This is a genomic window from Mucilaginibacter sp. P5_A6 (assembly GCF_056400585.1).
In genome coordinates this window covers 40,591-66,456 of the sequence record NZ_JBFUKZ010000005.1, presented here as the reverse complement: position 1 = coordinate 66,456, position 25,866 = coordinate 40,591, and the positions used below count along the sequence as shown (strand labels likewise).

General features: G+C 41.7%; 23 protein-coding genes and 1 tRNA gene. 16 read left to right on the top strand and 8 right to left on the bottom strand.

Annotation, left to right across the window (positions count from 1 at the left end; translation table 11 throughout):
• Position 1: 1 nt before the first annotated feature.
• From AC1DO4_RS07065 to AC1DO4_RS07025, 9 genes are all read left to right on the top strand, one after another.
• Positions 2 to 994: a 5-oxoprolinase subunit C family protein gene (locus tag AC1DO4_RS07065; RefSeq protein WP_477414240.1), complete on the top strand. Its 993-nt coding sequence runs from the start codon at positions 2 to 4 to the stop codon at positions 992 to 994.
• A 9-nt stretch (positions 995 to 1,003) separates the two neighbouring features.
• The gene (locus AC1DO4_RS07060; protein WP_477414238.1) at positions 1,004 to 1,765 is read left to right on the top strand and encodes a LamB/YcsF family protein; all 762 of its coding nucleotides are present in this window, start codon (positions 1,004 to 1,006) and stop codon (positions 1,763 to 1,765) included.
• Positions 1,766 to 2,947, top strand: coding sequence for an NRAMP family divalent metal transporter (locus AC1DO4_RS07055; RefSeq protein WP_477414236.1), 1,182 nt, complete (start codon positions 1,766 to 1,768; stop codon positions 2,945 to 2,947).
• Positions 2,863 to 5,544 carry a M1 family aminopeptidase gene (locus AC1DO4_RS07050; protein ID WP_477414234.1) on the top strand — a complete coding sequence of 894 codons (2,682 nt, stop codon included), beginning with the start codon at positions 2,863 to 2,865 and terminating at the stop codon, positions 5,542 to 5,544. Before AC1DO4_RS07055 ends, AC1DO4_RS07050 begins: the two co-directional genes overlap by 85 nt.
• 343 nt (positions 5,545 to 5,887) lie before the next feature.
• The gene (locus AC1DO4_RS07045; protein ID WP_477414232.1) at positions 5,888 to 6,238 is read left to right on the top strand and encodes a hypothetical protein; all 351 of its coding nucleotides are present in this window, start codon (positions 5,888 to 5,890) and stop codon (positions 6,236 to 6,238) included.
• Positions 6,239 to 6,462: 224 nt separating this feature from the next.
• On the top strand, positions 6,463 to 9,627 hold the full coding sequence (locus AC1DO4_RS07040; RefSeq protein ID WP_477414230.1) for a SusC/RagA family TonB-linked outer membrane protein: 3,165 nt from the start codon (positions 6,463 to 6,465) through the stop codon (positions 9,625 to 9,627).
• An 11-nt stretch (positions 9,628 to 9,638) separates the two neighbouring features.
• The gene (locus AC1DO4_RS07035) at positions 9,639 to 11,159 is read left to right on the top strand and encodes a RagB/SusD family nutrient uptake outer membrane protein (protein ID WP_477414228.1); all 1,521 of its coding nucleotides are present in this window, start codon (positions 9,639 to 9,641) and stop codon (positions 11,157 to 11,159) included.
• Between the two features lie 31 nt (positions 11,160 to 11,190).
• A complete protein-coding gene (locus tag AC1DO4_RS07030; protein ID WP_477414226.1) occupies positions 11,191 to 11,904 on the top strand; it encodes a hypothetical protein in 714 nt (237 codons plus the stop codon).
• Between the two features lie 68 nt (positions 11,905 to 11,972).
• Positions 11,973 to 12,959 carry a hypothetical protein gene (locus tag AC1DO4_RS07025; RefSeq protein ID WP_477414224.1) on the top strand — a complete coding sequence of 329 codons (987 nt, stop codon included), beginning with the start codon at positions 11,973 to 11,975 and terminating at the stop codon, positions 12,957 to 12,959.
• A 305-nt stretch (positions 12,960 to 13,264) separates the two neighbouring features.
• Here AC1DO4_RS07025 and AC1DO4_RS07020 read toward each other — a convergent pair whose 3' ends face one another.
• The gene (locus AC1DO4_RS07020) at positions 13,265 to 13,492 is read right to left on the bottom strand and encodes a hypothetical protein (protein ID WP_477414222.1); all 228 of its coding nucleotides are present in this window, start codon (positions 13,490 to 13,492) and stop codon (positions 13,265 to 13,267) included.
• Positions 13,493 to 14,290: 798 nt separating this feature from the next.
• Here AC1DO4_RS07020 and AC1DO4_RS07015 point away from each other — a divergent pair.
• The 6 genes from AC1DO4_RS07015 to AC1DO4_RS06990 all read left to right on the top strand — a co-directional run bounded on the left by AC1DO4_RS07015 (position 14,291) and on the right by AC1DO4_RS06990 (position 20,237).
• Positions 14,291 to 14,902, top strand: coding sequence for an RNA polymerase sigma factor (locus AC1DO4_RS07015; protein WP_477414220.1), 612 nt, complete (start codon positions 14,291 to 14,293; stop codon positions 14,900 to 14,902).
• Positions 14,899 to 15,342, top strand: a complete 444-nt coding sequence (locus tag AC1DO4_RS07010; RefSeq protein WP_477414218.1) for a hypothetical protein — start codon at positions 14,899 to 14,901, stop codon at positions 15,340 to 15,342. The genes AC1DO4_RS07015 and AC1DO4_RS07010 overlap by 4 nt, the downstream gene beginning before the upstream one ends.
• A gap of 49 nt (positions 15,343 to 15,391) precedes the next feature.
• Entirely contained in the window at positions 15,392 to 15,829 is a 438-nt protein-coding gene (locus AC1DO4_RS07005; RefSeq protein ID WP_477414216.1) for a hypothetical protein, read from the top strand.
• Positions 15,830 to 15,922: 93 nt separating this feature from the next.
• Positions 15,923 to 18,418, top strand: coding sequence for a M1 family aminopeptidase (locus AC1DO4_RS07000; protein WP_477414214.1), 2,496 nt, complete (start codon positions 15,923 to 15,925; stop codon positions 18,416 to 18,418).
• 120 nt (positions 18,419 to 18,538) lie between these two features.
• A complete protein-coding gene (locus AC1DO4_RS06995) occupies positions 18,539 to 19,228 on the top strand; it encodes an ATP-binding protein (protein ID WP_477414535.1) in 690 nt (229 codons plus the stop codon).
• Positions 19,206 to 20,237 carry a hypothetical protein gene (locus tag AC1DO4_RS06990; RefSeq protein WP_477414212.1) on the top strand — a complete coding sequence of 344 codons (1,032 nt, stop codon included), beginning with the start codon at positions 19,206 to 19,208 and terminating at the stop codon, positions 20,235 to 20,237. The genes AC1DO4_RS06995 and AC1DO4_RS06990 overlap by 23 nt, the downstream gene beginning before the upstream one ends.
• A 65-nt stretch (positions 20,238 to 20,302) precedes the next feature.
• On the opposite strand, the gene AC1DO4_RS06985 is transcribed toward AC1DO4_RS06990, so the two are convergent.
• Both AC1DO4_RS06985 and AC1DO4_RS06980 read right to left on the bottom strand, forming a co-directional pair.
• Complete coding sequence (locus AC1DO4_RS06985; protein WP_477414210.1) at positions 20,303 to 20,608, bottom strand: hypothetical protein; 306 nt, start codon at positions 20,606 to 20,608, stop codon at positions 20,303 to 20,305.
• Between the two features lie 139 nt (positions 20,609 to 20,747).
• A tRNA-Ile gene (locus tag AC1DO4_RS06980) sits at positions 20,748 to 20,821 on the bottom strand.
• Between the two features lie 64 nt (positions 20,822 to 20,885).
• Here AC1DO4_RS06980 and AC1DO4_RS06975 point away from each other — a divergent pair.
• The gene (locus tag AC1DO4_RS06975; protein ID WP_477414208.1) at positions 20,886 to 21,515 is read left to right on the top strand and encodes an HAD family hydrolase; all 630 of its coding nucleotides are present in this window, start codon (positions 20,886 to 20,888) and stop codon (positions 21,513 to 21,515) included.
• Between the two features lie 104 nt (positions 21,516 to 21,619).
• Here AC1DO4_RS06975 and AC1DO4_RS06970 read toward each other — a convergent pair whose 3' ends face one another.
• The 5 genes from AC1DO4_RS06970 to AC1DO4_RS06950 form a co-directional block, all read right to left on the bottom strand.
• Entirely contained in the window at positions 21,620 to 22,597 is a 978-nt protein-coding gene (locus tag AC1DO4_RS06970) for a GlxA family transcriptional regulator (RefSeq protein WP_477414206.1), read from the bottom strand.
• A 784-nt stretch (positions 22,598 to 23,381) separates the two neighbouring features.
• Positions 23,382 to 23,669, bottom strand: coding sequence for a hypothetical protein (locus AC1DO4_RS06965; protein WP_477414204.1), 288 nt, complete (start codon positions 23,667 to 23,669; stop codon positions 23,382 to 23,384).
• Between the two features lie 121 nt (positions 23,670 to 23,790).
• Positions 23,791 to 24,555 (bottom strand): GIN domain-containing protein, encoded by a 765-nt coding sequence (locus tag AC1DO4_RS06960; RefSeq protein ID WP_477414202.1) that lies wholly within the window; start codon positions 24,553 to 24,555, stop codon positions 23,791 to 23,793.
• 16 nt (positions 24,556 to 24,571) lie between these two features.
• The gene (locus tag AC1DO4_RS06955; RefSeq protein ID WP_477414200.1) at positions 24,572 to 24,943 is read right to left on the bottom strand and encodes a GntR family transcriptional regulator; all 372 of its coding nucleotides are present in this window, start codon (positions 24,941 to 24,943) and stop codon (positions 24,572 to 24,574) included.
• A 19-nt stretch (positions 24,944 to 24,962) separates the two neighbouring features.
• Complete coding sequence (locus AC1DO4_RS06950; RefSeq protein WP_477414198.1) at positions 24,963 to 25,859, bottom strand: hypothetical protein; 897 nt, start codon at positions 25,857 to 25,859, stop codon at positions 24,963 to 24,965.
• Positions 25,860 to 25,866 lie beyond the last annotated feature (7 nt).

The following is a 25,866-nucleotide window of genomic DNA, read 5'->3' as shown; positions in this document are numbered from 1 at the left end:
CATGCAGATAAGAATAGTAAAGCCCGGCTTCATGAGCACCATACAGGATATGGGGCGTTACCAGTACCTTTCACAGGCAGTGCCGGTATCGGGAGCTATGGACACACTATCGGCGCGGATAGCCAACAAAGCTGTAGGTAACAGAGACAACGCAGCGGTAATTGAATTTACTTATGCAGATGCGGAGTTCATTTCCGAAACCGATTTGCTGATCGCTTATGCCGGCGATGGAGCAATATTACAATCAGGCGAACAAAGATTACCGGCCGGACGCCCTCTTTTTATTCCATCGGGAACAACCATAAAATTAACAAATAACCCATACGGCAGCCGCACCAACCTGGCCGTTGCAGGGGGCTGGGATGTGCCGGAAATTTTAGGAAGTAAAAGCACTTTCCTAACTGCCGGTTTTGGCGGGCTGGATGGCCGGGCGCTTAAAAAAGGAGATGTCTTAAAAAACGATGAGAGACTATCTGACAGCATACAAAAAATATTAAAAAGCCTTAATAACGAAAAAATCAGTTATCCCGCATGGAGCATATCGCGGCAATGCTTTTTACCTGCCGACCGTAAAACGATAAGGATGGTACGAGGAAACGAATCTGGCTGGTTTGATGGCCGGAGTATCACCGATCTTTTGTCAACACCATACCTCATTGGTCAACAAAGTAACCGTATGGGGTATCATTTGGAAGGCGCAATGATAGCGCGTCTCAAGAAAGATGAATTGCTGAGTACAGCCGTAACCCCCGGCACCATACAGGTTACCGGCGGCGGCAGCATGGTGCTTTTAATGGCCGATTGCCAGACCACAGGCGGTTATCCGCGCATTGCACAGGTGGCGGGAGTAGATATGCCATTGTGCGCCCAGCTAAAACCAGGCGATGCCATTTATTTTAAAGAGATCAGCCGGCGTGAAGCAGAAATGCTGTATATTGAACGTGAACAACAGTTACATCAGCTAACTACTGCTGTACAAATCAAATATTTATAAATTGATATCATGCAAAGCATAGACCTGAACTGCGATATGGGTGAGGCCTTTGGCAACTACCCCATGCCCAATGATGATACCCTGATGAACTATATCACATCGGCCAACATAGCCTGCGGTTTCCATGCCGGCGACCCCGAAGTAATGCAGCATACGGTTGGCATGGCGGTTAAAAAAGGCGTAGCCATTGGCGCCCACCCCGGCTTACCCGATTTGCAGGGATTCGGCAGACGGGAGATGAAAATATCAGCTAATGAAGCCTACCAGATGACCCTGTACCAGATAGGCGCCTTATCGGGCTTTGTTAAAGCCGCTTACGGAAAACTTCACCACGTAAAGGCACACGGGGCATTATACAATATGGCCGCTAAAGATATTAATTTAGCTAAAGCTATTGCCGAGGCTGTGCATGATTTTGATGCCTCGCTGATCTTATACGGACTGGCCAACAGCGAAATGATTACCTGGGCTAAAAAACTGGGTTTGGCTACCGCATCAGAAGTGTTTGCCGACCGCACTTACCAGGACGACGGCACGCTTACCCCGCGCACCCAAAGTAACGCGCTGATTACCGACGAACAACAATCTATCAACCAGGTGCTCATGATGGTGAAACAACAACAAGTCATATCGGCCAATAAAAAAGCCATCAGCCTGACAGCCGAAACGCTATGCCTGCACGGTGATGGCGCACATGCGGTTGAATTTGCCAAAAAGATCAGCGAAAGGCTGAAAGCCGAAGGCATCAGTATAAAAGCCCCGGCCCAATAAATGAAAAAACAGCACAATTGGAGCGTTTTAACAGGCGCCGCTTTCCTGATGGCATCATCAGCTATAGGCCCCGGGTTTTTAACACAAACCGCCGTATTTACGGCACAGTTAGGCGCCAGCTTTGGCTTTGTGATCTTATTATCTGTTGTCCTTGATGCCATTGCCCAGTTAAATATCTGGCGCATTATCACCGTAGCCGATCAGCCAGCGCAGGATATCGCCAACCAGCTTTTACCCGGCCTGGGTTATTTTATTTCGTTCCTGGTGTTTTTGGGCGGTATGGCTTTCAATATAGGGAATATCGCCGGGGCCGGGCTGGGCCTGAATGTATTGTTTGGCGTTAGCACAGGGCAGGGGGCCGTCATGAGCGCTATTGTGGCCATAGGCATATTTATCTATAAAGAATCCGGAAAAGCCATGGACTTGTTTGCTAAATGCATGGGTTGCCTGAAAATAGGGCTGGCCTTGTATGTTGCTTATGTCAGTAACCCGTCACTGGCCGAAGCGGCAATCCGGGCGGTGAATCCCACCCAATTTAGCTTTACAGCGGTGCTAACCATTGTGGGCGGCACGGTAGGCGGCTACATTACTTTTGCCGGGGCACACCGCTTACTCGATGCCAGGATAACCGGACAACAAAATTTGCCTGTCGTTAATCGTGGCGCTTTAAGCGCTGTCGGGTTAGCATCGCTGATGCGGCTGTTGTTATTTATCGCCGCTTTGGGTGTTGTAACTACCGGCGCCAAGCTCGATCCTGCTAATCCGGCGGCCTCCGTATTTCAACTGGCCGCCGGGCAGCTTGGTTATAAACTATTCGGGGTGATCATCTGGGCAGCAGGTATATCTTCCGTAGTCGGCTCCGCTTATACTTCCGTTTCGTTTATCAGAAGTTTTAGCCCGCTGATAGTGAAATGGAACCGCGAAATTATCATAGGCTTCATTATCATATCCTGCTTTATTTTTTTAGCGATAGGTAAACCGGTGAAAATACTACTGGCCGTTGGCGCCATAAACGGCTTTATATTGCCCATTGCGCTTGGCGTGATGCTGATTGCCGCTTACCGGTCAAAGATCATAGCAACATACCAGCAACCCTTATGGCTTACTATTTTAGGCGTGCTGGTCGTGGGCACCATGACCTGGATGAGCATTGGCGCGATAACCCAGATGTTAGGATATTAAATCAACGCATGAAATTATTAAAACTGATATTATTGTTGCTGAGCTCAAACGCTGTAGCCATAACGCAACAAAAAGTTAAACCCATACCTGTAGCGGCAGGCGTGTCGTACCAATTGGCACAGTACAGGCATTCGGTCATCAGTAAGGTAGGATATACCCTGTCATTTATAGTCCCTTTAAACCGGGCTGATGATATCACCGGTGTGGCGCATATCACATTTAATTTAAAAGACACCGGCCAGCCGCTACAAATAGATTTTAATCAGGATGCGCAGCACATTAAAAATGTACGGTCGGCCCAAAGGAAAGCAATCCCTTTTGAGGCGAAGAACGAACATATCATTATTGCCCCTGAATATTTAAAGGCAGGGCGTAACGATATCACGGTTAATTTTATTGCCGGAAACGAATCATTAAACCGTAACGATGATTATTTATATGCATTGTTTGTGCCCGACCGCGCCCGTACCGTTTTCCCTTGTTTTGATCAGCCTGACCTGAAAGCAACTTTTAATTTAAGCCTGAAGGTGCCAAAGGAATGGAAAGCATTAGCTAATGGTATCCTAAAGAACGTAAATGATGAGGGAGAATTCAGGAATTACCTTTTTAATGCCAGCGACAAACTGCCTACCTACCTATTCTCCTTTACCGCAGGGAAGTATACGGATGTAAAGCAGGTGACCGGCACACGAAGCACCGAATTTCTGCACAGGGAAACCGATTCCACCAAAATCAAATTAAGCACCGATTCCATATTCAGGGCACACCGGGATGCTATCAGCTTTTTAGAGAACTGGACAGGCATACCTTACCCCTTTCAAAAAGTAGGATTTGTGGCCATACCTGATTTCCAGTTTGGCGGTATGGAACACCCCGGCGAGGTACAGTACAAAGCTTCCAGCTTGTTTTTAGATGAAGGTGCGACCAAAGATCAGTTGATCGCACGATCCAATCTGATCTCGCACGAAACTGCGCATATGTGGTTTGGCGATATGGTGACCATGGAATGGTTCAACGATGTTTGGATGAAGGAAGTGTTTGCCAACTTTATGGCCGATAAGGTGACCGAAAAATTAATGGGTACCGAAACGTTTAACCTTAAATTTTTGCAGGACCATTACCCCGCGGCTTATGGAGTTGACCGGACCATGGGTGCTAACCCTATCCGTCAGCAACTGGATAATTTACAGGAGGCCGGTTCGCTCTACGGCAATATTATCTACCATAAAGCGCCCATTATGATGCGCCAGCTGGAAAGCCTGATGGGTAAGACCAGTTTCCGAAAAGGCGTACGCGAATACCTGAAAAAATACGCCTACGGCAATGCAACCTGGCCCGAACTGATCGCCATCCTGAGCAAATACAGCACGGCCAACCTGTATACCTGGAACAAGGTCTGGGTAAGCCAGCCCGGCAGGCCGGTGTTTGATTATAAAGCGAATTATAGCGGAAACAAAATCAGCCGCCTGGTCATCAGCCAGCATCCGGAAGCAGGAGCACAACGCCTATGGCCGCAGGTATTTCAGCTCACATTGGTTTACCCGGATCACTGCAAAGCCATCCCGGTGAATATGAATGCACAGCAAATCGTACTGAAGGCAGCGGCAGGCCTCGCAAAACCCTCGTTCATCCTGTTTAACTCGGATGGGACGGGCTACGGGCTGTTCCCGCCGGATAAAGCAATGACGGCCAGCCTGTTTAACCTGGAAAGCCCTCTGCAACGCGCATCGGCTTATATAAATGCGTATGAGCATATGCTGGCCGGGCGTGCTTTCAAGCCGGCTGAATTATTAAAGCTTTACCTGCACAGTATCAGCATAGAAAAAAACGAGATGAACCTGCGCCTGCTTACCGGTTATCTTACCAGCATATACTGGACGTTCACCTTACCCGAAGACCGCCTGGCTTTAAGCACCGGGTTAGCGCATACCCTATGGGAAGCAATGGAGCTGCAAACAGCCGCGAATAATAAAAAAATACTGTTTGGCGCTTACCAAAACATCGCTTTAAGTGCCGAAGCTACAAGCCGTATTTACCAGATATGGTTAACCCAAAAACCACCCGCCGGCATTAAACTGGCCGAAGATGATTATACAGCAATGGCACTTTCCATAGCCCTGAAAAGTGACACAGTTACTTCGGTACTAAAACAGCAGCAAGCCCGGATAAGCAATACTGAACGCAGGAACAGGCTGGCTTTCCTCATGCCGGCACTCTCCTTAAATGTACAGGAACGCGACGCATTTTTCAACAGCCTGTCCGAACGCACAAACAGGGCAAAGGAAGCCTGGGTAACCACCGGGCTGAGTTACTTAAATCACCCGTTAAGACAACGCACATCCATCAAATACCTGCCCAGAAGCCTGGAACTGCTTGAAGAAATTCAACGTACCGGCGACGTTTTCTTTCCGCAATCATGGCTGGCCGCAGTGTTTGGCAGCTACCAAAGCAAAGAAGCCTGCCAGATTGTGCATGATTTCCTGAAACAGCACCCCAGCTACAATCCGAAGTTAAAAGACAAAATACTTCAGGCTACCGACAACCTGTACCGGGCGCAGCAAATCCTAAAACCCATCCCAGGGTCAAATGGCGCTTAATCAATTTGAGCGAACAGCCGGCGACGACTTATTTGCAATTACCCCGCATCGCGTGGGTGTTTCTGCAATTCTGATTTTCTTGGAAAACAGGCAAGACGATTTCCTGACCCCGTATGTTGCAGCGTTTTAATTTAAATATTAGATCGCATCAACCTAGTGAAAACTGTGATCTGAAAAGCCTATGATATAGAATTGAAACTGTAAAGAACTCCTTTTGGTAAACGCTTTTATCAAAAGAAAGCCAATATTATTAACAAATAGATAATTATTGGTCAATAATTGATAATTTAATGAAATTTCAGGGGCCGGTTTTAGTTAATTTAGTGAATCCAATCTTATCTCTATGCATGGCAGACGTTTGTACCTGTTCCCCTTTTTGTTTATTGCGGTGTTTACTGCTGCTGTAGGCTATGCGCAGCAAAGCGGGGTTACACCGTACTTACCCAGCCATGCACAGATGTTGCAAACCTATGCCAATGTTGATAAGCTCGATTCGGCATGGAAAAAGCTGCCGCTTAATTATAGCATCAGGCCAAACTGGCAATCAAACGGTAAACAATTCTGGTACGGAAAAAGAGTGGCCGGCAACCCAAGCGAATACTATCTTGTTGATGTCGAAAAAGGAATAAAACATAAAGCTTTCGATACCCAAAATATGCCACGTGGCTGGGGTTATTTAACTATATATTTCTAAGTTTTTATATTTATTATTAGTAATAATATGTTAGTGCGACAAATGGTCGTAGTGGCTATGCTATGTTCTTTTAAATGGGTATAAATGAAGTATTTGCAAAAGTTAAAGTGTTAAGAAATGTTAAAATAATGTTGAAATTGGGTAATATAACGCATGTATAATTTGATATTGAAATATATATTTGATTTTATTAATTAACACTATTTATTAAAAAACTATTAACTATGAAAAAAAAAATTACTTTCTACAGGAAACTCTTGATTGTATGCCTTTTTCTTTGTTGGCTAATTCCCCGGCTAGCGTTTGCTCAAACGGTTGTAAGGGGAAAAGTAGTAGATAAAGACAATTTGCCTATTATAGCTGCTACTGTGACCGAAAAGGGTACCACAAACGTGACTACTACAAATGAAAAAGGAGAATTTACCATCCGGACCACCAAAGCCGGAGCTATTTTGGTTGGTACAACCGTAGGGTTTTTACCTTTTGAAGTAACGGTTGGTGACAAAAACACAGTTACTTTAGTACTGCAGGAAAATCAGCAAACACTGAGCGAGGTAGTACTTATCGGTTATCAGAAAATTACCAGGAAAAAATCAACAGCGGCTATTTCCAGTATATCGGCAAAGGAGCTTGCCAACCTGCCATCCGCAAGTTTTGATCAGCTTTTACAGGGCAGGCTTTCTGGTGTTAACGTGCAAAACTTTTCGGGTATGCCCGGTGCAACACCAACGGTATCGGTTAGGGGTAACTCATTAGTAAGCAGCGGCTATGATGAATATAACGTGGTAAACAGCCCTTTGTATGTTGTCGACGGTGTGCCACAGCCAACAGAACAATACGTAGGGCCGGGCGCAGGTACGGGCGCCAACTACCTGGCTGGTATAAACCCGGCTGATATTGAAACTATCGACGTATTGAAAGATGCATCGGCAGCGGCAATTTATGGTTCAAGGGCGGCAAACGGGGTTATATTGATTACCACCAAAAAAGGCCTATCCGGCGAACCGCGTGTTACGCTGGGGTCATATGTTGGGCTTACACAACGCCCTAACCTAAGGGACGTAACCTTAGGTACTACAGAACGCAGGCAAAAAATGGGTGTTTTGCAAAGCCAGCTAACCTATGACCAGCAACAACAACTGCCTTACATTTTAACAGATAGCTTAAATTCGGCTTTTAACGGTAACACCGACTGGCAGAGTCTTTTTTATCAAACCGGAAAAATTAACAATACCGATCTAAGCTTAAGCGGCGGCGGTAACGGGAACTCAACATACCGTTTTAGCACCGGTTACTATAACGAGCAGGGTATTATTAAGGCTACAGGATTTAAACGTTTTTCAACCAGGTTAAATCTTATTTCGCACGCGCTTAACGGTAAATTAACTATTAACCCACTGGTTGCTTATTCGCGTACTGATAATGCCAGGGGTAATGGAAATAATGCCAGTCCAATAAGTTTGGGATCGGGAAATATGCCTTCATCGTTACTGAATTTAGATGCTGATAAAAAAGCGTATTACTTAGGTGCTTATAGCCAAAATTTAGATAAAAACATAAGTAATCAATTTACATTCAATTTAAATTTATCTTATGATTTTTCTAAACACCTTTCATTCAACTCGCAGTCATCCTATTTATATAACACAAACCGCAGGGATTTAAGCAGGAGCGATCTGTTACAAAATAACCAGGGTAACTATTCATATAGCTATGCCGACAACTCTATTGCGGTAACCACGTCTAACTTTTTGACTTATAATAATGTATTTAAAAAACATACCATAAGCTTTATTGTAGGGCAGGATATTAACTATAACCAATTTCAAAATACTATAGCCTCTGGTTATAACGGCCCGTCAGATAATATCCAGGTTGTTAACGGTTTCCAGCAATCAAAAATTGATGCCAGTTCTGATTACCAGGCGTACGGCTTAGTATCTTATTACTCAAGGCTTTCTTATGATTATKATAGCCGTTACCTGTTTTCACTAAGTGCAAGAACTGATGGTTCATCCCGCTTTGGTAAAAATCATAAATGGGGCTTTTTCCCGGCCGCATCAGTTGGTTGGTTAATATCCGAAGAATCATTTATGAAAGATAATCCAAGTACTATTTTCACCCTGATTAAATTAAGGGCAAGTCTTGGTACATCTGGTAGCTTGCCTAATAATAACTACCTGCAGTATAACCTTTACAGTGTAAATAACGGTGGTTTTGATGGCAATGGCGGTGCTACCTCCTATAATGGCGTAACATCTGTAACCCCTAATTTTTATGATGGCGCGGCCCAGGATAACTTAAGCTGGCAGCGGTCGAAACAATGGAACATAGGTACTGATCTTGAAATACAAAACGGTAAATACGCAATTCAATTTGATGTGTATGATAAAGAGAATTCATTACAGCTTTTTGGGGTAAATTTGCCGGTAACAACCGGTTACGATATAGCGTTAACCAACTCTGTTGGTGTGCGTAACTCAGGCGTTGAATTAACATTATCGGCAAACCCGCTTGAAGGTGCTTTCAGATGGGGTTCACGCTTAAACATCTCTTACAATAAAAATATTATTACCAGCTTGCCAAATGGCGGCAGGGATTTGGTTTTGAGCGGCGACAGGTTTGATAAATCGCACGTTTTATCAGTGGGTAGTCCTATCAACGCGTTTTACCTGTACCAAACTAAAGGTGTTTTCCCAACTAATGCAAGCGTGCCTCAAAACCCGTTAACGGGCGAAAAATACCGTAATGGTAACGGCACATACCAGGCGGGTGATTTTTACGTGGCCGATTTGGATGGAGATTACTTTATAGATACTTTTAACAGTGGTATAAACCCCGATAAAAAAGTATCGGGCGATCCTAACCCTAAATACACCGGTGGCTGGACAAACAACTTCAATTACAAAAATTTTAGCCTCGGCATTTTCTGTACATTCACTTTTGACAGAGATGTACTGAACTTGTTTGATTCTGACAGGTTTACAAATTCAACGGATGGCAATGCTGTAAACAATTTTGCAGCCTATTCGACACCAGATTTAAGCAAGGTTAATATCTGGACACCTACCAACACAAACGCAACGTATGCTAAATATGATATAGGAACCTACAGATATTACTATACCAGTGCCCAAACATTTTTTCTTACAAAAGGAGGATATTTTAGGATTAAGAGTATAAACGCCGGGTATGATTTTCCAAAAAATGCATTAAAAAAACTTGGCTTAAGCAAATTTAGAATATACGTTGTTGCCGATAACGTGAAAATGTTCCAGCAATCTAAAAACCTGCCGGATGCCGAAGCTGTAAACCCTTACGGCGAATATAATGGCGGGGGCTATCCTATTCCAAGTAAATATACATTAGGTTTTGAAATTAATCTATAACAGAAATAACGATGAGAAATACATATAAAAAATTAAGCATATTTTGTGGTATACTGGTTTTTATAAGCCTAAGTTCATGCAAGAAATTGCTGGAACAAGTACCTAAAAACTCAACATACCAGCAGGTATTCTGGAAAAATGCGAACGATGCCCGCTATGCTATATCCGGTAATTATGCACTGGTGCGCGCTGCGATAACTAACTATAACGATAGGTATTATATGTACGGCGAAGCCGTTGCTAAAAATTATTTTACTATTCAATATAATGGCGATGGGCTTGAAGGTATACAAAATGGCGATTACACATTTCAATATAACCTGCAGAATTTGGGTAACTATACCAATTACTATAAAGCTATTGCGATGTCTAACATTGTGATTAAAAATGTGTCGAAAATGACTGATGATCAGTTGAAAGCTGTAGATAATCCTACTGCGTTCAGAAACGACATACTTGGACAGGCTTTATTTTTAAGAGCACTAAGTTATTTTATGATGGTTAGGGTATGGGGCGATGTTCCGATAGTTACCGAAGCTTATGACGATCCGCTTACTGCTCCTCAATTAGCAAGAAGTCCAAAAGCTGATGTAATGAAACTGATAGAGGATGATTGCCATAAAGCGGCACGTTTGTTAACCTGGTCATACGCCAGTGCGGGTGATGCCAAAGTTACTGCCAACGCAGGTGCGGTATATGCGCTGCTTGCTCATTTGTACCTTTGGAGAGCAACAATGCTTGATGTAACATCAGATGTGCCAAACCCTACCGACGTAAATAGCGCCGATACAACAATTAATGCTTTAATAAACCGCGGAGGTTATTCACTTCCCGATACCAGCAAATATAAAAGCGTTTTTGTTGGCAGGTCATCAGAAGGCATATTTGAAATTAATATGAGCGAAAATACGCTCGAAGGCTCAAACGCAGGTATCGGGATTAATTTTTTAAACCAAAGCTACATAAACCAGGGCACTACCAATCCGCGCGATTTTGTAGTGCCGAGGTACCTGAGTGATCATTACGGTGACGGATCGACCGATATACGTTATAAAGAAAACTTTGAACTGGTTTCCTCTACCCAGCCCATGTGTACCAAGTATAGTAATGTTATATACAGAAACCTGGCCCAAAAGCTTGACCCGTACCTGAGCAACAACATGATCATCTTTAGGTTAAGTGATTTTCTGTTGTTAAAGGCCGAAATAGCTTTATACAAAGGAAATAAAGCCGCCGCAATTACAATCATAAATAACTGGCGCACAAGGTTTGATAAGAACCCGTATTTGATAGACGACAGTTGGTCGTTAAGCGATGTGATGTATGAATATGGTATTGAGCGTGGTAAAGAGTTTTACCTGGAAGGCGAGATATTTTATGACCTGCTACGAACCAGGGAATACCAAAATCATGTGGACTGGTTAACATTGCCCCGATTTAAAGCCGAGGGTTATTACTGGCCGGTTGATCCTGCTTTATTCAGGCAAAACCCGTTATTAAAACAAACTAAATACTGGCTTGGTAAAGTGTAATAAAATGTATAGTACTAAACAAGAGAATATCATGAAAAAATATATAAGTATATTATGTTTATGCTTTGCAGTCTTTTTAATTGCTTCGTGCAAAAAAGATGGCTATAAAAACGATGGCGGCGTAAGCGACCCCCATGTTAATATGACAACGTACGATTACCTGAAATCAAAACCCCAGTTTGATTCTTTGGTCAGGATCATTGACAAGGCCGGCTTAAAGGACGTAGTTAACAGCAACATTACCTTTTTTGTTACCACCAACTATGGTATTGTACCCTATGTAGCAGCCAAAAAGTTTCAAAAGTCGCTTGAAACGGGGAACGAAAACTTTGATTTTGGTATTAAGGACATTCCATCAAAAGAATTAAGCGATTCTTTAAAAACCTACATGTTTGCAGGTAAAATAAACAGGGACCAAATCACTGTATCGGGTAAGCTTTATAATAGTTTACTTGGCCCTATCCCGGCAAAGCCAGGAAAGCCTAATTCTGCCATACAGTACCTGATCAAGTTTCGTCGGTCATTTGACTATGGCAGCTATGTAGATCATGTTGATTATGTTAATTACATAAAGGTAATCGGATCAAGGGACGATTTGCAGCTTGACCCAAGCACTATTCCCGATGACGAAAAAGACCAGGCTGTTGATGTTCAAACTTCCGGCATTATTACCACTACCGGGATAGTTCACGTTTTAAATGGCTACCATCGTTTGTTTTTCAATGCACAATCAACCGGTAATTAATTAACAACAATCTAATACAGTGTGTATTAGGTAGATTTTATACACACCGTATCTAAAAAATAAATTATATGCAAGTAAAAAAATATATTCTTGGCATAATGCTTTTAGGAAGTGTTGTTGCCTGTAAAAAAATCCCGACCGGTTTTCAAAGCGACGCTATCCGTTATAAGGATAACGAGCTTTTGGCCAAACGCGGGCTGATCCTTTACCAGTCTGACAGGATAAATGCCGATGGTTCAACACCGCCATACAGCTTTAAAATGCTTAATTTAAGAGGTGTTGATGGCAGCCCTGCCCCAAAGGAATTTACCACGCCATACCAGATATTGACATTTAAAGAAGGTTTATCCTTTGATGCCGCAACAGATACCACGGTGGCACAGTTAAACGCGAAAAGGGAAACCAAAACAGTGCCCCCTATGTCATTTAACGAGGTTAGCGGCCAATTAACATTTAATAAGGCATCGATAAATTTACCGCTTGGCAGGTACACATTTGATATACAGTTTACAAACCCTACCGGTACTAAAGTATTCCCGTCGTTGGCTAACATTAACGTTGTTGACCCTACCACCGATGACCTTTTTGCAATTACTGATGATGTTGCGAATGCCTTTAATGATGCCACCGGGGCCGTTACACCGCTTAAAAATCCTGTGGTAACCTGCACCAGGATATCTGCCGACGGCGCAAGGGTAATTTTAAAAATGGTTGATAAAAATAATAAACCATTTAACCCCAGGACAGGCGAGATCATACAGCGGGGCGACAGGCCGGTATTTGAAAACTATGCCAAGTTTAACCCGGTTACAAAGAACGATACTTCCATGATCTGCGACTTTGAAGTGGCTCCTTTCCCATTGGCAAAGTATGTAACACCAACAACCGACTGGGGATTTTTGATGTATTACAGGATACCAAGCAAGTTTGTTAAACCAATTGCCGGCCTCCCCACCACAGCAACTTTCTCTGTAAATCCAAGATGGTCGTGGCAAGTAAAATTGGAAGGAACGTATGTAGTGCTGGTTAAATTTACTGACGTAGAGCATATATAATAGTTGGTATTATCTAGCATTCAGGCTATATTTTACAGAAACCCCAATTTATATTACAAGTTTATAACTACTACCGGCGGCTAATGTTTCTCAGTTAGTTGCCGGTTGTTTTGTTATCAGGTAATTTTTGTCCTTTAGATAAAGTGCAGAGAATATTATTATGAACTAAATTATTGCTCATTTTATTTTCGAACTAACAGCAAGCCTAGCTTGCAGCACCACATGCGTAAATACCTTTGTTCATAGAACTCATGACGGCGTTGCTTATTATGTCACTCTCCCTTTAAAGTCCCCAGACGAACAAGTTATGGACAGTCAACCCGTACATTTTTTTCAAACGAAACAAATCCAATTCTCCTAGTCGATTTTTCAGGTGAGAAGATTTTTGAATCAGCAACTGTAAACACCATGGTAATGAGATAAATAACCAGGCATCCACAAATACCCAGAGCAAGGCCCATAATATTAATGGCGGTATATACTTTATGGCGCATGATATGTCGCCAGGCAGTTTTTAAATAATTACTGATCACGATACAATATTTTAATAATTGTTTACAGCAAATAACCATGAATGGCAAAACAGATACTAGTTTATTTACTATTTGACTATCAGCGCTTTGTTATTCACTAAAGCAGTATTCAGATGTACGGTTTTGATACAAACAGTGTGCGGTTTTGGTGTGAGTTTCAGTGGTGATGAAAGGAAAACACATAAACAAAAGGATGGCAGGCAAGGCAATTGTTTTCATTGGGCAGATTTAATAATTATATACCGTCACAAATCTTATCGATTGCAGATCGCTGGGTGAGCAACAAAGCTCCTTTTAATGTTAATGAACTTTAACGTAATGATTGTTTCAGAGGAATATTGGGGGATTATGAAATCCAATTTTTAAGTCTCAAAATAAGACTTTGGAAGGTTTTTAGTATACAAAGCATTGCCGATGAAGATAACTGGTATCGCTGTAGTTCAATACAAACAAGAGCTTCCGGATCAGTTCGGCCTTATCTTAGTCCTATTAAATCAGCCTATTTATATATTAGAGTTAGTACTGATGAACAAAAGAAAAAGGTTATTCTCTTGTTGAGTAAAAGGAGCGTCTTCTGAATTACTGTGAAATAAACAATATAAATGTTAGGAGTATCTTCCGGCGACTTTATTAGATAGCTAATTTACACTTAAGTAAAGGTGTAATTCAGCAAAGCCCTATGCATATTCTTATGATTTAAATTTATAGCACATCATTATTCAAACTGAGCTACTATTTAAAAGAAGTCAGTAACTTTAATTGCAACTTTCCCCCAGGTTACCGGTCTAACTACCCAAAGTGGAACATCATTTGGAACATCAAGCGGCAGATAAAGAACTGGTTGAGCAGGTATTGACCGGCGACCGCAATGCCTTTGCCAAGGTCATCAAAAATACCGAGGCGCTGGTGGCCATGATTGTCTTTAAAATGATCGCTAACAGGGGGGACCGCAAGGACCTAGTACAAGATATTTATCTGAAAGCTTTTCATGGGCTGTCCGGGTTCCGGTTTAAGTCTAAACTATCCACCTGGATTGGGCAGATCGCTTACCATACCTGTTTACATTACCTGGAGAAAAAGAAGCTGCTGTTGCTGGATCAAATGGATAATGGGGAAGAAACCTCCATACAAACACTGGAACAACTCAGCAACCGCAACTTAAGCTCGTCAGGGAATGAAATCGAAACCCTGCTGAGCAGAAAAGAACTAATAGACATCCTGGAAAAGGAAATTGACCGGCTTCCACCTGTTTACCGGACCTTACTGGTCTTATACCGGGAAGAACTGAACAACGAGGAAATGATGCAGATCACAGGCTTGCCGGAAGGCACTATAAAAAGTTACCTGTTCCGTGCGCGAAAAACATTAAAAGAAAATATACTGACCAACTATAAAAAGGAGGACTTATGAACAAGGATCATTTGAGCGAAGAGGAAATCCAGCAATATGCGCTGGGGAAGGCGGGTTCAAATACGATAAAACATATCGGCTCCTGCACATTTTGTGGAGCTAAAGCCGCCAATTACCAGCTGATCTTTACTGAAATGGACGAATTGCCCCAGAAAACTTTTGACTTTGATGCGGCTAGCCTTGTACTGGCGCAGCTGCCCCAGCCTGAACCAGCCCCATCCAGGGATGAAGGGTGGCTTTATCTGCTCATTTTCGCGGCACTGGCTTCCATCAGCATCCCGGTTTATGTATACCGGCTGTACTTTTTTAAAGTGTTCACGGATATTTTGCCGGTGGCGATGTACCTGATCGTCCTGGTCACCCTGTTTATACTCGTATTCCAGGGCATCGAAATGTTCCGTAAGTACCAGAAACAGATGAATAAGTTAAATTACAAATAACTGCAACTTTAGAAGGAGCTGCCGTTCTAATACCTTATAAAAAAACAACATGAAAAAAATCATCATCACTATAGCAGCTACAGTAGGCACATGGACCACTGCAGTAGCGCAACATGCAGATCCATCGGGAGACTTTAACTTCAAATTTGAAGCACTCCACGTCTCCAGCGCTCTGCTAACCACCGCGGTAATTGGCCTGGCGATACTCACCTTTATCAAATGGCTGTTGGACTACCGGCTTAAAAACAAGCTGATCGAAAAGGGCGCGCCGGATCATGTGGTGTCCCAATTTTTACAACCCATTATCAGCGACAATAAAAATGCAACCATTAAATGGTTTGCCTTGTTAATGGGCCTGGGTACCGGTTTATCTTTTGTGGATTATTTCGAGCCGCTCGGCATCCATTCCCTGGCGATCATGTCTTTTAGCCTTGCGGCGAGTTTCGTGGGCTATTATTTTTATATCAGCCGCCGGAAACAACCATAACCAGTTCAGTAAAATATTGAAACAATCTTTTTGAAAAATACTGCCCAGAAAACGGGCCTGGAAAAATACTGCCTTAATTTAACCTTAAAGTATATGAAACCTATCAAACACTATACAATTTGCCTTACGCTTTTTATTTGCTGCCTTATCATCTTGGACTGGCTGTTTACTCCGCTTTCGGCCCAGGACCTCAAATCCGCCTTCCCGGTAAAAGGTTACCGCGAAACCGCCGCCAGGATCAATGACCTGGTCCATACCAAACTCAACGTGCGTTTTGATTATAAAAAACGTTATTTATACGGCAGGGAATGGCTGACCCTGCATCCACATTTTTACCCAACGGACACCCTCCGGCTCGATGCTAAAGGGATGGATATTTACAATGTAGCTATCGTCAAAAACGGAGCGCTAAAGCCACTACATTTTGCTTATGACAGCCTGACGCTAGACATCAAGTTGGACAAGGTTTACCAGCCTGCTGAAAACTATACCCTCTATATCACCTATACAGCAAAGCCTGAAAAATTGAAGGGAAGACGTAACAATGAACATGGCTTGTATTTTATCAACTCTGACGGTACCGAAAAGGATAAGCCAACACAAATCTGGACGTTGGGTGAACCGGAAAATAATTCTTGCTGGTTCCCTACGATTGACAAGCCGGATCAGAAAACCACCCAGGAGATCAGTATGACTGTCCCCGGCAAATACGTGAGCTTATCCAACGGCCGCCTGGCATCGCAGAAAAACAATGCGGACGGCACCCGTACCGATACCTGGAAAATGGAATTGCCGCATTCGCCCTACCTGTTTATGATGGCGGTGGGCAATTTTAAGATCATTAAGGATAGCTGGCACGGAAAGGAAGTTAGTTATTACCTGGAGCCGAAATACGCCCCCTACGCGAAAGATAATTTCGGCGTTGTACCTGAAGCCATTGATTTCTTTTCCAAAACTTTAGGGGTTGACTTCCCCTGGAACAAATATGCGGAGGTGTCCGTCCGTGATTATGTCGGCGGGGCGATGGAAAATACGACTGCAGCTATATTCGGTCCCGTTTCCACGAGAAGGGAGCTCGCAGACAGCTATTATAACCCGGGTATGGAGCATGAGCTGTTTCACCAATGGTTTGGCGACTATGTGACCTGTGAGAGCTGGAGCAACATCACCCTCAATGAATCCTTTGCAGATTTTGGAGAACTCATCTGGCTGGAGCACAAATATGGAAAGGATGCGGCGGACGCCCATCTCCAGTACGGCTTACAGAATTACCTGGACAGCCGGGATGCCCACAGTAAAAATCTGGTCACTTTTTATTATAACAATCCCAAAGACCCATTTGGCATCACTTATTCCAAAGGTGGGCGCATTTTAAATATGCTGCGCAACTACCTGGGCGATGCGGCATTTTATAAGGGTTTGCATCTTTACCTCACCACCCATGCCTTTAAAAACGCCGAAGTGCCACAATTGAGAATGGCGCTGGAAGAAGCCAGCGGCCTCGACCTGAACTGGTTCTTTAACCAATGGTATTATGGCGCAGGTCATCCGGTATTGGACATCCGCTATCAATGGGACGAAGTAACGAAAGCACAAATGGTTTTTATACAGCAAACACAGGATGGGGGCGCTTTTACCTTACCGGTCGCGGTGGATGTATACGTTAATGGTGTAAAAGAACGCCATAAGGCCTGGCTCCGCAGTCATTCAGATACCTTAACTTTCAAAACCTCCTCAAAACCCGAGTTGGTGAACGTTGACGCGGATAAAATATTAGTTGCAGAGAAGACCGATCACAAGGCCCCGGCAATGTTAATATTCCAATATTTCCACGCGCCGCTTTACCTCGACCGTTATGAAGCCATCGACTTTGCGGAAAAGAACTCGGATGATCCAGGGGCGCAGCAAGTACTGATCGCTGCTTTAAAAGACCCATTCTCCGGCCTGCGCCGGAAGGCGATCTGGGCACTTAACCAGAACAAGGAAGATATCCGTAATATCAACGCTACTTTGCGAAATGCATCGCTCCCTTTGCTGGCGAATCTTGCCCGTACAGACCTGAATACTTTGGTGCAGGCAGATGCAATCAATTCCCTTTCCGTATTGAAAGACCCGGCTTACCTTGACTTGTTCAAACACGTACTCAACAGTCAATCGTATTCTGTAGCCGGTGCGGCATTGAACGGTATCATCCGTATAGACCCGGCATTAGGCTTGAGCTTGGCCAAACGCTTTGAAAATGATAATGAGGGGCAATTGACCCAAGCCATTATCAGCGTCTATGCCGATCAGGGTGGTGAGGCCCAGTGGCCTTTCGTTTATCAACGTTACAAGGTAGCCGGGTTCCAGGACCAAATACATCTGACCAAAGCGTTTGCGGGTATGATTGGACGCCTAACCAATCCGGAGGCCGTCTTACAAGGTATTGATGAATTAAAGCAATTGGGCATCCGACACAAAGGCGACGGCGCGGCTTCATACATGATCAAATTCCTGAACGACATCAAGGAGCAGCGTACGAAGGCAAGTGACCCTGCAACTGCAAAAGCAGCCGGGGATGCTATTCAGCAGGTTAATGATTCCAAATAATGCTTATCTCAAAAAACGAATACAATGAAACTACTATATAAACAATTAACATTAGCACTTTTCGCTACATCATTTAGTCGCGATGGGTGAAAATACAGAGCGTTCCATTTGTAATGATAACTGGAGATTCGAACCATTAAAGATTTCGGTATAGGTATCTCCCCCAAGAAGCTTATGGACATTTTTTCAAGATATTACCGTGTTGATGACGGCAATTCCAAAGTATCCGGATTAGGTATCGGTCTCTACATATGTAAGGAAATTGTAAGCAGGCATAACGGGAGAATTTGGGCAGACAAACTTCATATGAGCAAACTCTCCATAGTTGGTTTGCACAACCCGATCTGCTATCTTCGTAATATGAACAGACTAATCCTTATCGGAAATGGTTTCGACTTAGCTCACGGTCTTAAAACTTCTTATAAAGACTTTATTCATGCGTATATGCATCGGTGCTTCCAGAATGCTTTTGATCACATGGAATACGAAGACCCCTTAATTAAAATAAAGCGTACCAATTACTTTTTAAGGGATGCAGAGCAGCGGCATAATTGGGTAGAAAACTATTTGGCTAAGTACGTTGATTCTGAAAATCAAATTAGTATTGGCTGGGGGGACCGAAGTAATGAAAACCAATACTATGTGATCGACTGTAAATCGGCTTTACTGGATCGATTATTAAAAAGTGCCAGTATTACGAATTGGGTAGATACGGAGGGAATATTTTATATACAAAATCACTCGATTGGCAACGCTTTTATGCAAAGACAAATTGAAAGAGTCAAATATGATTGGAATACTCCCTATTAAAAGGCTTACCTATTTATTGATAGGCTTTTTAGTATTAGCAAGTTCTTGCACACAAAAAGCTGCCAACGAAAGCAAGAATATTGTATCATCGTCAGTAACTATAAAGGGTAATATTTTGATTTATTCAACCTGGGACAAAAAAATTGTGGTTGAAGATATAGCACAAAGTAAAATCTTATACAATAAAGCCCTCGTTGATATTTGTTACCCAAAGCCTATTTTAAAAAAAGAATATTTATATTTTCCACTATCGAATGAAAAGTTTGTTTGTGTTAACATTAAAACAAATAAGTTGACATGGGAGCTTAGTTTGCCAGGAAGGTGTAACGGAATTTATATGATAAACAATATCATTTTAATGGATATTAAACATCATGGGATTGTTGGTTGTAATTTGAATAATGGAAAACTACTTTACGAGATTTTATATCACTACAACAAGGAATGTGCTATCCCCGATTTGTCACTATACAGGATTTCGTTTGATTCCAATAACTTTTATTTAAATAATTGGCAATGTAATACTCTTTCATCTTTCAACAGTTCAACAGGAAAGCAAAATTGGACAAAAAACTTTGGTGATGGTCAAAGTAATACTGCGTTTTCAACGAATGGGTTATTCCTTGGTATAAATAGGGTTTATCAAGGGGGGGAGATATATTTGATAGACAGTGTTAGCGGCAATGTACTATTTAAACGCGAAAGCTTATTTGAACAAAACTTCAATCCAATTTTTAGAAAAAACAAGGTATATTATTATACTTACGATGCAAAAATGCATGCTTTCGACGTTTTAGCAAAAAGGGATTCAATAATATTTCATTTTGAAGAATCGCAGGATGTTAGCGGAAACCAAATGTTCTTAGTTAATGATAATTTATATTACAACAGAGAAAAAGAAATCTATGCATTGAATCTAAATAGTTATGTTTTGAAGATAGTTGGACATACTGAAAAGGATATTTGTGGGGTTGCTCTAAACCATGGAAGTATAAAATTTATTTATTAGAGTCTACAGTTTCAGCCCCTGTTGTCCGTAGAGTCCCGCTGTTCGAATTTCTCTGACTCGAGCGGCTATGCCTGTTCACAGGTAAAAAATTCAAGCTTCATATCCAGGGTGCTGATCGCTTCCCGATATTCATCCAGGGTTTTATAAAGGATTTTAAGCATAAATTTATCCTTAATATTATACTTAGCATCTAAATGTTGTTTAGATACATAATGTGTGGTATCTATATACTTCTTTTCAAATTTGTGATAGATACGTATCTTAACATTGAACGTTCCATCATTTTTTTCATGGTGTTTAAAAACTACTGCTGCTACCGTTGCCACAACTAATTTTTTAGCACGCAAAACACTGTGCCATTTTTGTGGCAATTTTGCGTGAAATTCAACAAAAAAAAATGTAAATCCTGACAGTGGATGACTGCCAAGTCAGTGGCGCAGATAACGAAAAAATCTGCTTTTAGAAAGCAAAAAGCCGTTTTTCTTGCGAAGAAACGGCTTTTTTTTGAAGTGCGCCCACCTGGGCTCGAACCAGGGACCAAAAGATTATGAGTCTTCTACTCTAACCGACTGAGCTATAGGCGCGGTTATTTGTGTTTATTTAACGGGTGCAATTTTACATATTTGCAGGCAAATAACAAAACCCTTTATGCAAAATATCAAAAATATCATCTTCGACTACGGTAACGTTATCTTCAGTATCGATTTTCTGAAGGCTCAGCAGGCATGGAACAAGTTGGGTATCAATAACGCAACAGAATTTTTTGGTCATAAACAGCAGGACGAAATTTTTGATAAATTTGACAGGGGAGAGGTCTCTGCCGGGGAGTTCAGAGACTATATCAGGCTAAAATCCGGTAATCCGGAACTTGTAGATGAGCAAATAAATGCTGCCTGGAACAGTATGCTGCTCGGAATTGAACCAGGCAATCACGAATTATTATTGAATTTAAAAGGCAGGTATCGCACTTTCCTGCTCAGTAATATTAATGCCATCCATTATGATCATATCATGAACTACCTGAAAAATGATTTTGGTTTTGATGGTAACGATCATTTGTTCGAGAAAACTTATTACTCGCACCTCACAGGGCAGCGCAAACCCGAATCAAGGATATTTGAATTGGTATTAAACGAAAATAGCCTTGATCCTGCCGAAACTTTGTTTATTGATGATAGTCCGCAGCATTTGGCAGGCGCAGAGAAACTGGGCATAAATACTTTTTTGATGACAAAGCCCGATACTATCCAGCAATTTTTTAAAAGAAACGGGTCATGAATGGACGTTAAGCCCGTATATTAAGCCTTATCGGCCCTTTTTATCGGGTCGGAATGATATACTATACTCCTGCCAGGTTCATGTTGTTATCTGCGGGCTTGTTATCAGTTCAGATACTCGCGCTGGTATTTATTCCTGTAATCAATGGGCGATAGGCCTGTTATACGTTTAAATGTAGTGCGGAAGGCTTTATTATCGGTATAACCTACATTATACATCACCTCGTTCACATTATCGCGCGACCTTTCCAGGCTTACTTTGGCAGCTTCGATCTTTACCCGCTGAATATATTCGGCTACGGTATTGGCGGTGGCTTTTTTAAAGCGGCGTTCCAGGTTTCTCCTGCCTAAAGCAAACATAGATGCCAGTTGCTCTACGCTGATCTTTTCCTGGTAATTGTTTTCAATAAATTCCTGTGCTTTTTTTATCGGGTCATCGGCATGGTCTTTTTGTCCCTGGAAAATAATGAACGACGACTGGCTGGTACGTTCCATTTCAATAGCGAACACCTTAGAACTTAAAATAGCCATATCACGACCGGCAAATTTTTCTATCAGGTATAAAATAAGGTTAAGATAGGAGAATGCTCCACCGCTGGAATAAATGCCCTGTTCATCGGTGATTATTTTTTCGGTAACCAGGTTAACATCCGGAAACATTGTTCTGAATTGGTTAGCGGCCATCCAATGGGTAGCACATTTTTTACCTTTTAACAAACCAGTTGAGGCCAGCAGGAATGCCCCCATGCATAAACTGGCCACCTCGGCGCCACTATTATATTGCTCAATTATCCAGGGTATAAAAGCTTTATTATTTTCGATAGCTGCGTTAATTTCTCCATCAACGGCAGGGATAATAATCAGGTCGGTCTTCTTTACATCTTTAAATAAAACATTGGCATTTGCTGTAAAGCAGCCACCGCTAACAGGGGTTTCCATTTCAAGGCCAACCAGTTCAACCTTAAAAACTGGGTCTTTGCCCATTGCTAAAAAAAACTGGTTCACTTGTGTTAGTAGCTGCCGCGAACCTTCAAGGCTACCTAAAATTGCACCCCTGGGTACTAAGATGGATATATGCTTCATATCTCAAAAATATGATAAAGCGTCATTGCAAACAAGATTTATTATTAACCCGGGCTTACTTGTGCCCGAGACACTTGTAGTTTTTTAATTTAATTTTGAGCCCTTTCCGTTGCCCGTTGGATGACGGCATACCCCATCTTATGCGATAATCGTGCAAGGTATACAGCTACCTGTTTTGGCACGCTGCAAACCAGGCTGTTTAAGGCTGTTTTTTTGATCTGAATTAAGGATCGGCAGTGTTTTGTCATGATTTTTCAAGTTTTTTTGTCAGTGTAATCTGCCTGTGTCATGCCTGGTGACAAATTGTCAAAAAAAAATCATGAAATACTAAGGGCGTCAAATATGTGGGACTGAAGTATTATTTTTTCATAAAAAATGATAAATCAGCTGTAATTTAAATCCGAAATGGCTTTTGGAAGGCTAATTCTAAATTTTCCGGGGTTAAACTTCCTGATTTTTCATAATGTCAGATTTTTGTATCAAGAATTTGTAACTTTTCTACGATCTTAAATTTTACTTCTTTAAAACTGGTGATATTTTTTTCATTGATCGAAAAGCATCTTTAAATTTTAAAAAACCTCAAATCAGTTTTTGTGAATTTCTTAAATCCTCAAATTTAATTTCCGGCCATTTTTCAGGTACAGCCGCCATAATTTTTATGGCATGTTTTTAGCCGAAACATGTTCAGGAAACCGGAATTGTTTATCACTTAATCCTGTAAAAATTAAGGAATTACGTGTTAAATAAAAGTGGTTCCACAAGCTATTAATAATATAAAAATCACTTAAAAAATTAAAACTATGTTAATCGTATTAGAAGTTGCCGCGTTTTTAGCAGTTATCGTTTTACCTTTAATTCCAGCTAAAAGAGTTGCGAAATAATTGGGTATTACCTCCACTGTCAATAATTCAATAATCATTTTAAAAATTAAAACTATGTTAATCGTATTAGAAGTTGCCGCATTTTTAGCAATTATCATTTTGCCTTTAATTCCGGCTAAAAAGGTTGCAAAATAATCAGGGGTATTACATTTATTTGTAAACAAAAGATGGATAGCATTTGGGCTACCCATCTTTTTTTGTTTTATAAGGAGGCGATATCTGTTAAAAACAAAGGTACGCAAGCCAGTAAAATAACCCCAATCCAAAAAAATATTGATCTGGTCATGACTTATGCGTTTATAAAGCTTAAATTCAATGCAGCTGGTTTTGCATATAAGTTGCTTTGCCGGTAACTTGAATGTTAGCGGTACTATCAACCTGGCCGGCATGGAACTGCCTTACCGGATTTTCATCAAGCTTCAGACTGCTTTTACCCTTTAACGAATAGTTGAGCATATTAATGCGGTTACTTTTTGTAACATTCACATAGGAGCTGTCTGCCGCGGCCACATCCAGGTTTTTAACCGATAGGTTGTTGACATCGTAATGACTGCCATCGGCTACGCTCAGTTTCAAAGAATTGGCATTACTGATGTTGTCTGCTATATTAACAAAGGCAAATTTGATGTCGACAGATTGGACATCGCTTGCAAAGATTTTTACAATATCGCCCTCATCATTCCAGCTCCTGGCGTTATTATCAAATTTGCCTCTAAACCGGAAGGCAATAAACAGCGTGTCGTTTTTTACCAATGTTTCCAGGTTTTCCTTTAGCTCATTGTTCACCGTTACTGTATTGCCGCCGGGATATGTTGATTTGATGTTTTTGCCTATCCAGATATGGGCCATCCACTGCTCAACGTAACCCGTTTCTTTCATTTTTAGTGATCCATCTATCACGATATGTTTAAACCCCGGCGAAACGGGTTGGGTAACAAATACGCTGTTATCCTGCGGATACAAATCGCGGTTAAAATTGCCTTTATTGTATTGGCTTTTCAGGAGCAGGTTATAGGCCAGTAATGATACCGGGATACAGGTAAAAAGTATGATGATTAATTTTGTGCTGGTTTTCATATGCTGATATTAAGTTTTAGCTGTTAGGTTGATTTGTAAATTCCTGGTATCTGCTTTGCAGTTCGTTTCCGGGGATGCCAAGCAGCTGCATTTTTTTAAACAGGAGTGGTAATTCTTCGTCCATAAATTGGTCACGCCGTGTTTTCAGGATATTTTTGGCTGCGTTTGCCTGTACAAAATACCCCATGCCGCGTTYGGTATAAATTATTTCCTGGTTTTGCAGGTGCTCGTATGATCGCATTACGGTATTGGGGTTTACCTCCAGCATAACGGCGAGCTCACGTACCGAGGGGATCTTTTCGTCCTCATGCCATACCTTTAGCTGTATTTTGTCGCACACATAATCTGCTATCTGCAGGTATATGGCTTGTGTGTTGTTAAAATCCATGGTTTTTACCTTTTCGGGGTTACAATTCTTTTTCTTTAAGCCTAAACCAGGTAATTAACCATAAAAGGGGTATGCTTATCACCAACAGGGCATAAAATACCGCGTTGTATTTATTACGTACCTCTATGCCATATGACATATAATTAACACCGTTGTATTTTTGCTTTACAAACCAGTTGTTAATTTCCATTCCGGAATACGGTATTGCAGAGCGAATTCGCGTCCAGGTGGGTTCTTTTACTACCTTATGGCTTACAATATTGTGGTTTACATCGTAAAAGGTTTCGGTGATGTTGGCAATAACCGGTTTGCCCATATCTATGGTTACTATATTCCTGGCAATAAAAGGGTTTGAAATTATCACCCCAAAAAATACGACGATTACAAGTATCGCCGATTTTATAAACACGTAGCGCTTAAACAACACCGAACAAAACAGCGCGACACTCTGCAGCATCAGGAATACGAAGATCAATCTGGATTCTTCGAGGTCCCAATTCACAGTATACAATATATTGTTACTGCCAACCAGCTGACGATCTATATAATGACCAATGGTTATTAAAGGGTAAACTATAACAATAAAACAAACCGGGAAAACAATGATGCTATATATCGCGGCTACTACAAACTTTTCAAACGTTGATGCAGGCAGCATTAACGCCTGGATGCCGGCGTGTTTGGTGTTAAACTGGCTTAAAATGGTAGTTGCAAATATGCTGCCGGCAACTATCATACTTAAAAAGAACAGACTTTCCTGCGAACGCTTACTAAAGCCTTCTAACGTTGATATATTGTATATGATTAAAGCGGCAATGATCCCTGCCAGGGCCAGCATGCCTAATATGTAAAGCTGCTGGTTTTCGGCCCATTGCTTGCGTACCAGCAGCCAAATTCTATGTATTGAAAATTCCATATCTTTT

Excerpts from the sequence above, each read along its gene's own strand:
- AC1DO4_RS07065 (WP_477414240.1), top strand. The coding sequence starts at position 2 with ATGCAGATAAGAATAGTAAAGCCCGGCTTCATGAGCACCATACAGGAT.
- AC1DO4_RS07045 (WP_477414232.1), top strand. The coding sequence starts at position 5,888 with ATGCATGGCAGACGTTTGTACCTGTTCCCCTTTTTGTTTATTGCGGTG.
- AC1DO4_RS07010 (WP_477414218.1), top strand. The coding sequence starts at position 14,899 with ATGAACAAGGATCATTTGAGCGAAGAGGAAATCCAGCAATATGCGCTG.
- AC1DO4_RS06965 (WP_477414204.1), bottom strand. The coding sequence starts at position 23,669 with ATGGGTAGCCCAAATGCTATCCATCTTTTGTTTACAAATAAATGTAAT.
- AC1DO4_RS06950 (WP_477414198.1), bottom strand. The coding sequence starts at position 25,859 with ATGGAATTTTCAATACATAGAATTTGGCTGCTGGTACGCAAGCAATGG.
- AC1DO4_RS06970 (WP_477414206.1), bottom strand. The coding sequence starts at position 22,597 with ATGAAGCATATATCCATCTTAGTACCCAGGGGTGCAATTTTAGGTAGC.
- AC1DO4_RS07055 (WP_477414236.1), top strand. The coding sequence starts at position 1,766 with ATGAAAAAACAGCACAATTGGAGCGTTTTAACAGGCGCCGCTTTCCTG.
- AC1DO4_RS07000 (WP_477414214.1), top strand. The coding sequence starts at position 15,923 with ATGAAACCTATCAAACACTATACAATTTGCCTTACGCTTTTTATTTGC.
- AC1DO4_RS07005 (WP_477414216.1), top strand. The coding sequence starts at position 15,392 with ATGAAAAAAATCATCATCACTATAGCAGCTACAGTAGGCACATGGACC.
- AC1DO4_RS06975 (WP_477414208.1), top strand. The coding sequence starts at position 20,886 with ATGCAAAATATCAAAAATATCATCTTCGACTACGGTAACGTTATCTTC.
- AC1DO4_RS07035 (WP_477414228.1), top strand. The coding sequence starts at position 9,639 with ATGAGAAATACATATAAAAAATTAAGCATATTTTGTGGTATACTGGTT.
- AC1DO4_RS07025 (WP_477414224.1), top strand. The coding sequence starts at position 11,973 with ATGCAAGTAAAAAAATATATTCTTGGCATAATGCTTTTAGGAAGTGTT.
- AC1DO4_RS06990 (WP_477414212.1), top strand. The coding sequence starts at position 19,206 with ATGATTGGAATACTCCCTATTAAAAGGCTTACCTATTTATTGATAGGC.
- AC1DO4_RS07060 (WP_477414238.1), top strand. The coding sequence starts at position 1,004 with ATGCAAAGCATAGACCTGAACTGCGATATGGGTGAGGCCTTTGGCAAC.
- AC1DO4_RS07050 (WP_477414234.1), top strand. The coding sequence starts at position 2,863 with ATGGCTTACTATTTTAGGCGTGCTGGTCGTGGGCACCATGACCTGGAT.
- AC1DO4_RS07030 (WP_477414226.1), top strand. The coding sequence starts at position 11,191 with ATGAAAAAATATATAAGTATATTATGTTTATGCTTTGCAGTCTTTTTA.
- AC1DO4_RS06960 (WP_477414202.1), bottom strand. The coding sequence starts at position 24,555 with ATGAAAACCAGCACAAAATTAATCATCATACTTTTTACCTGTATCCCG.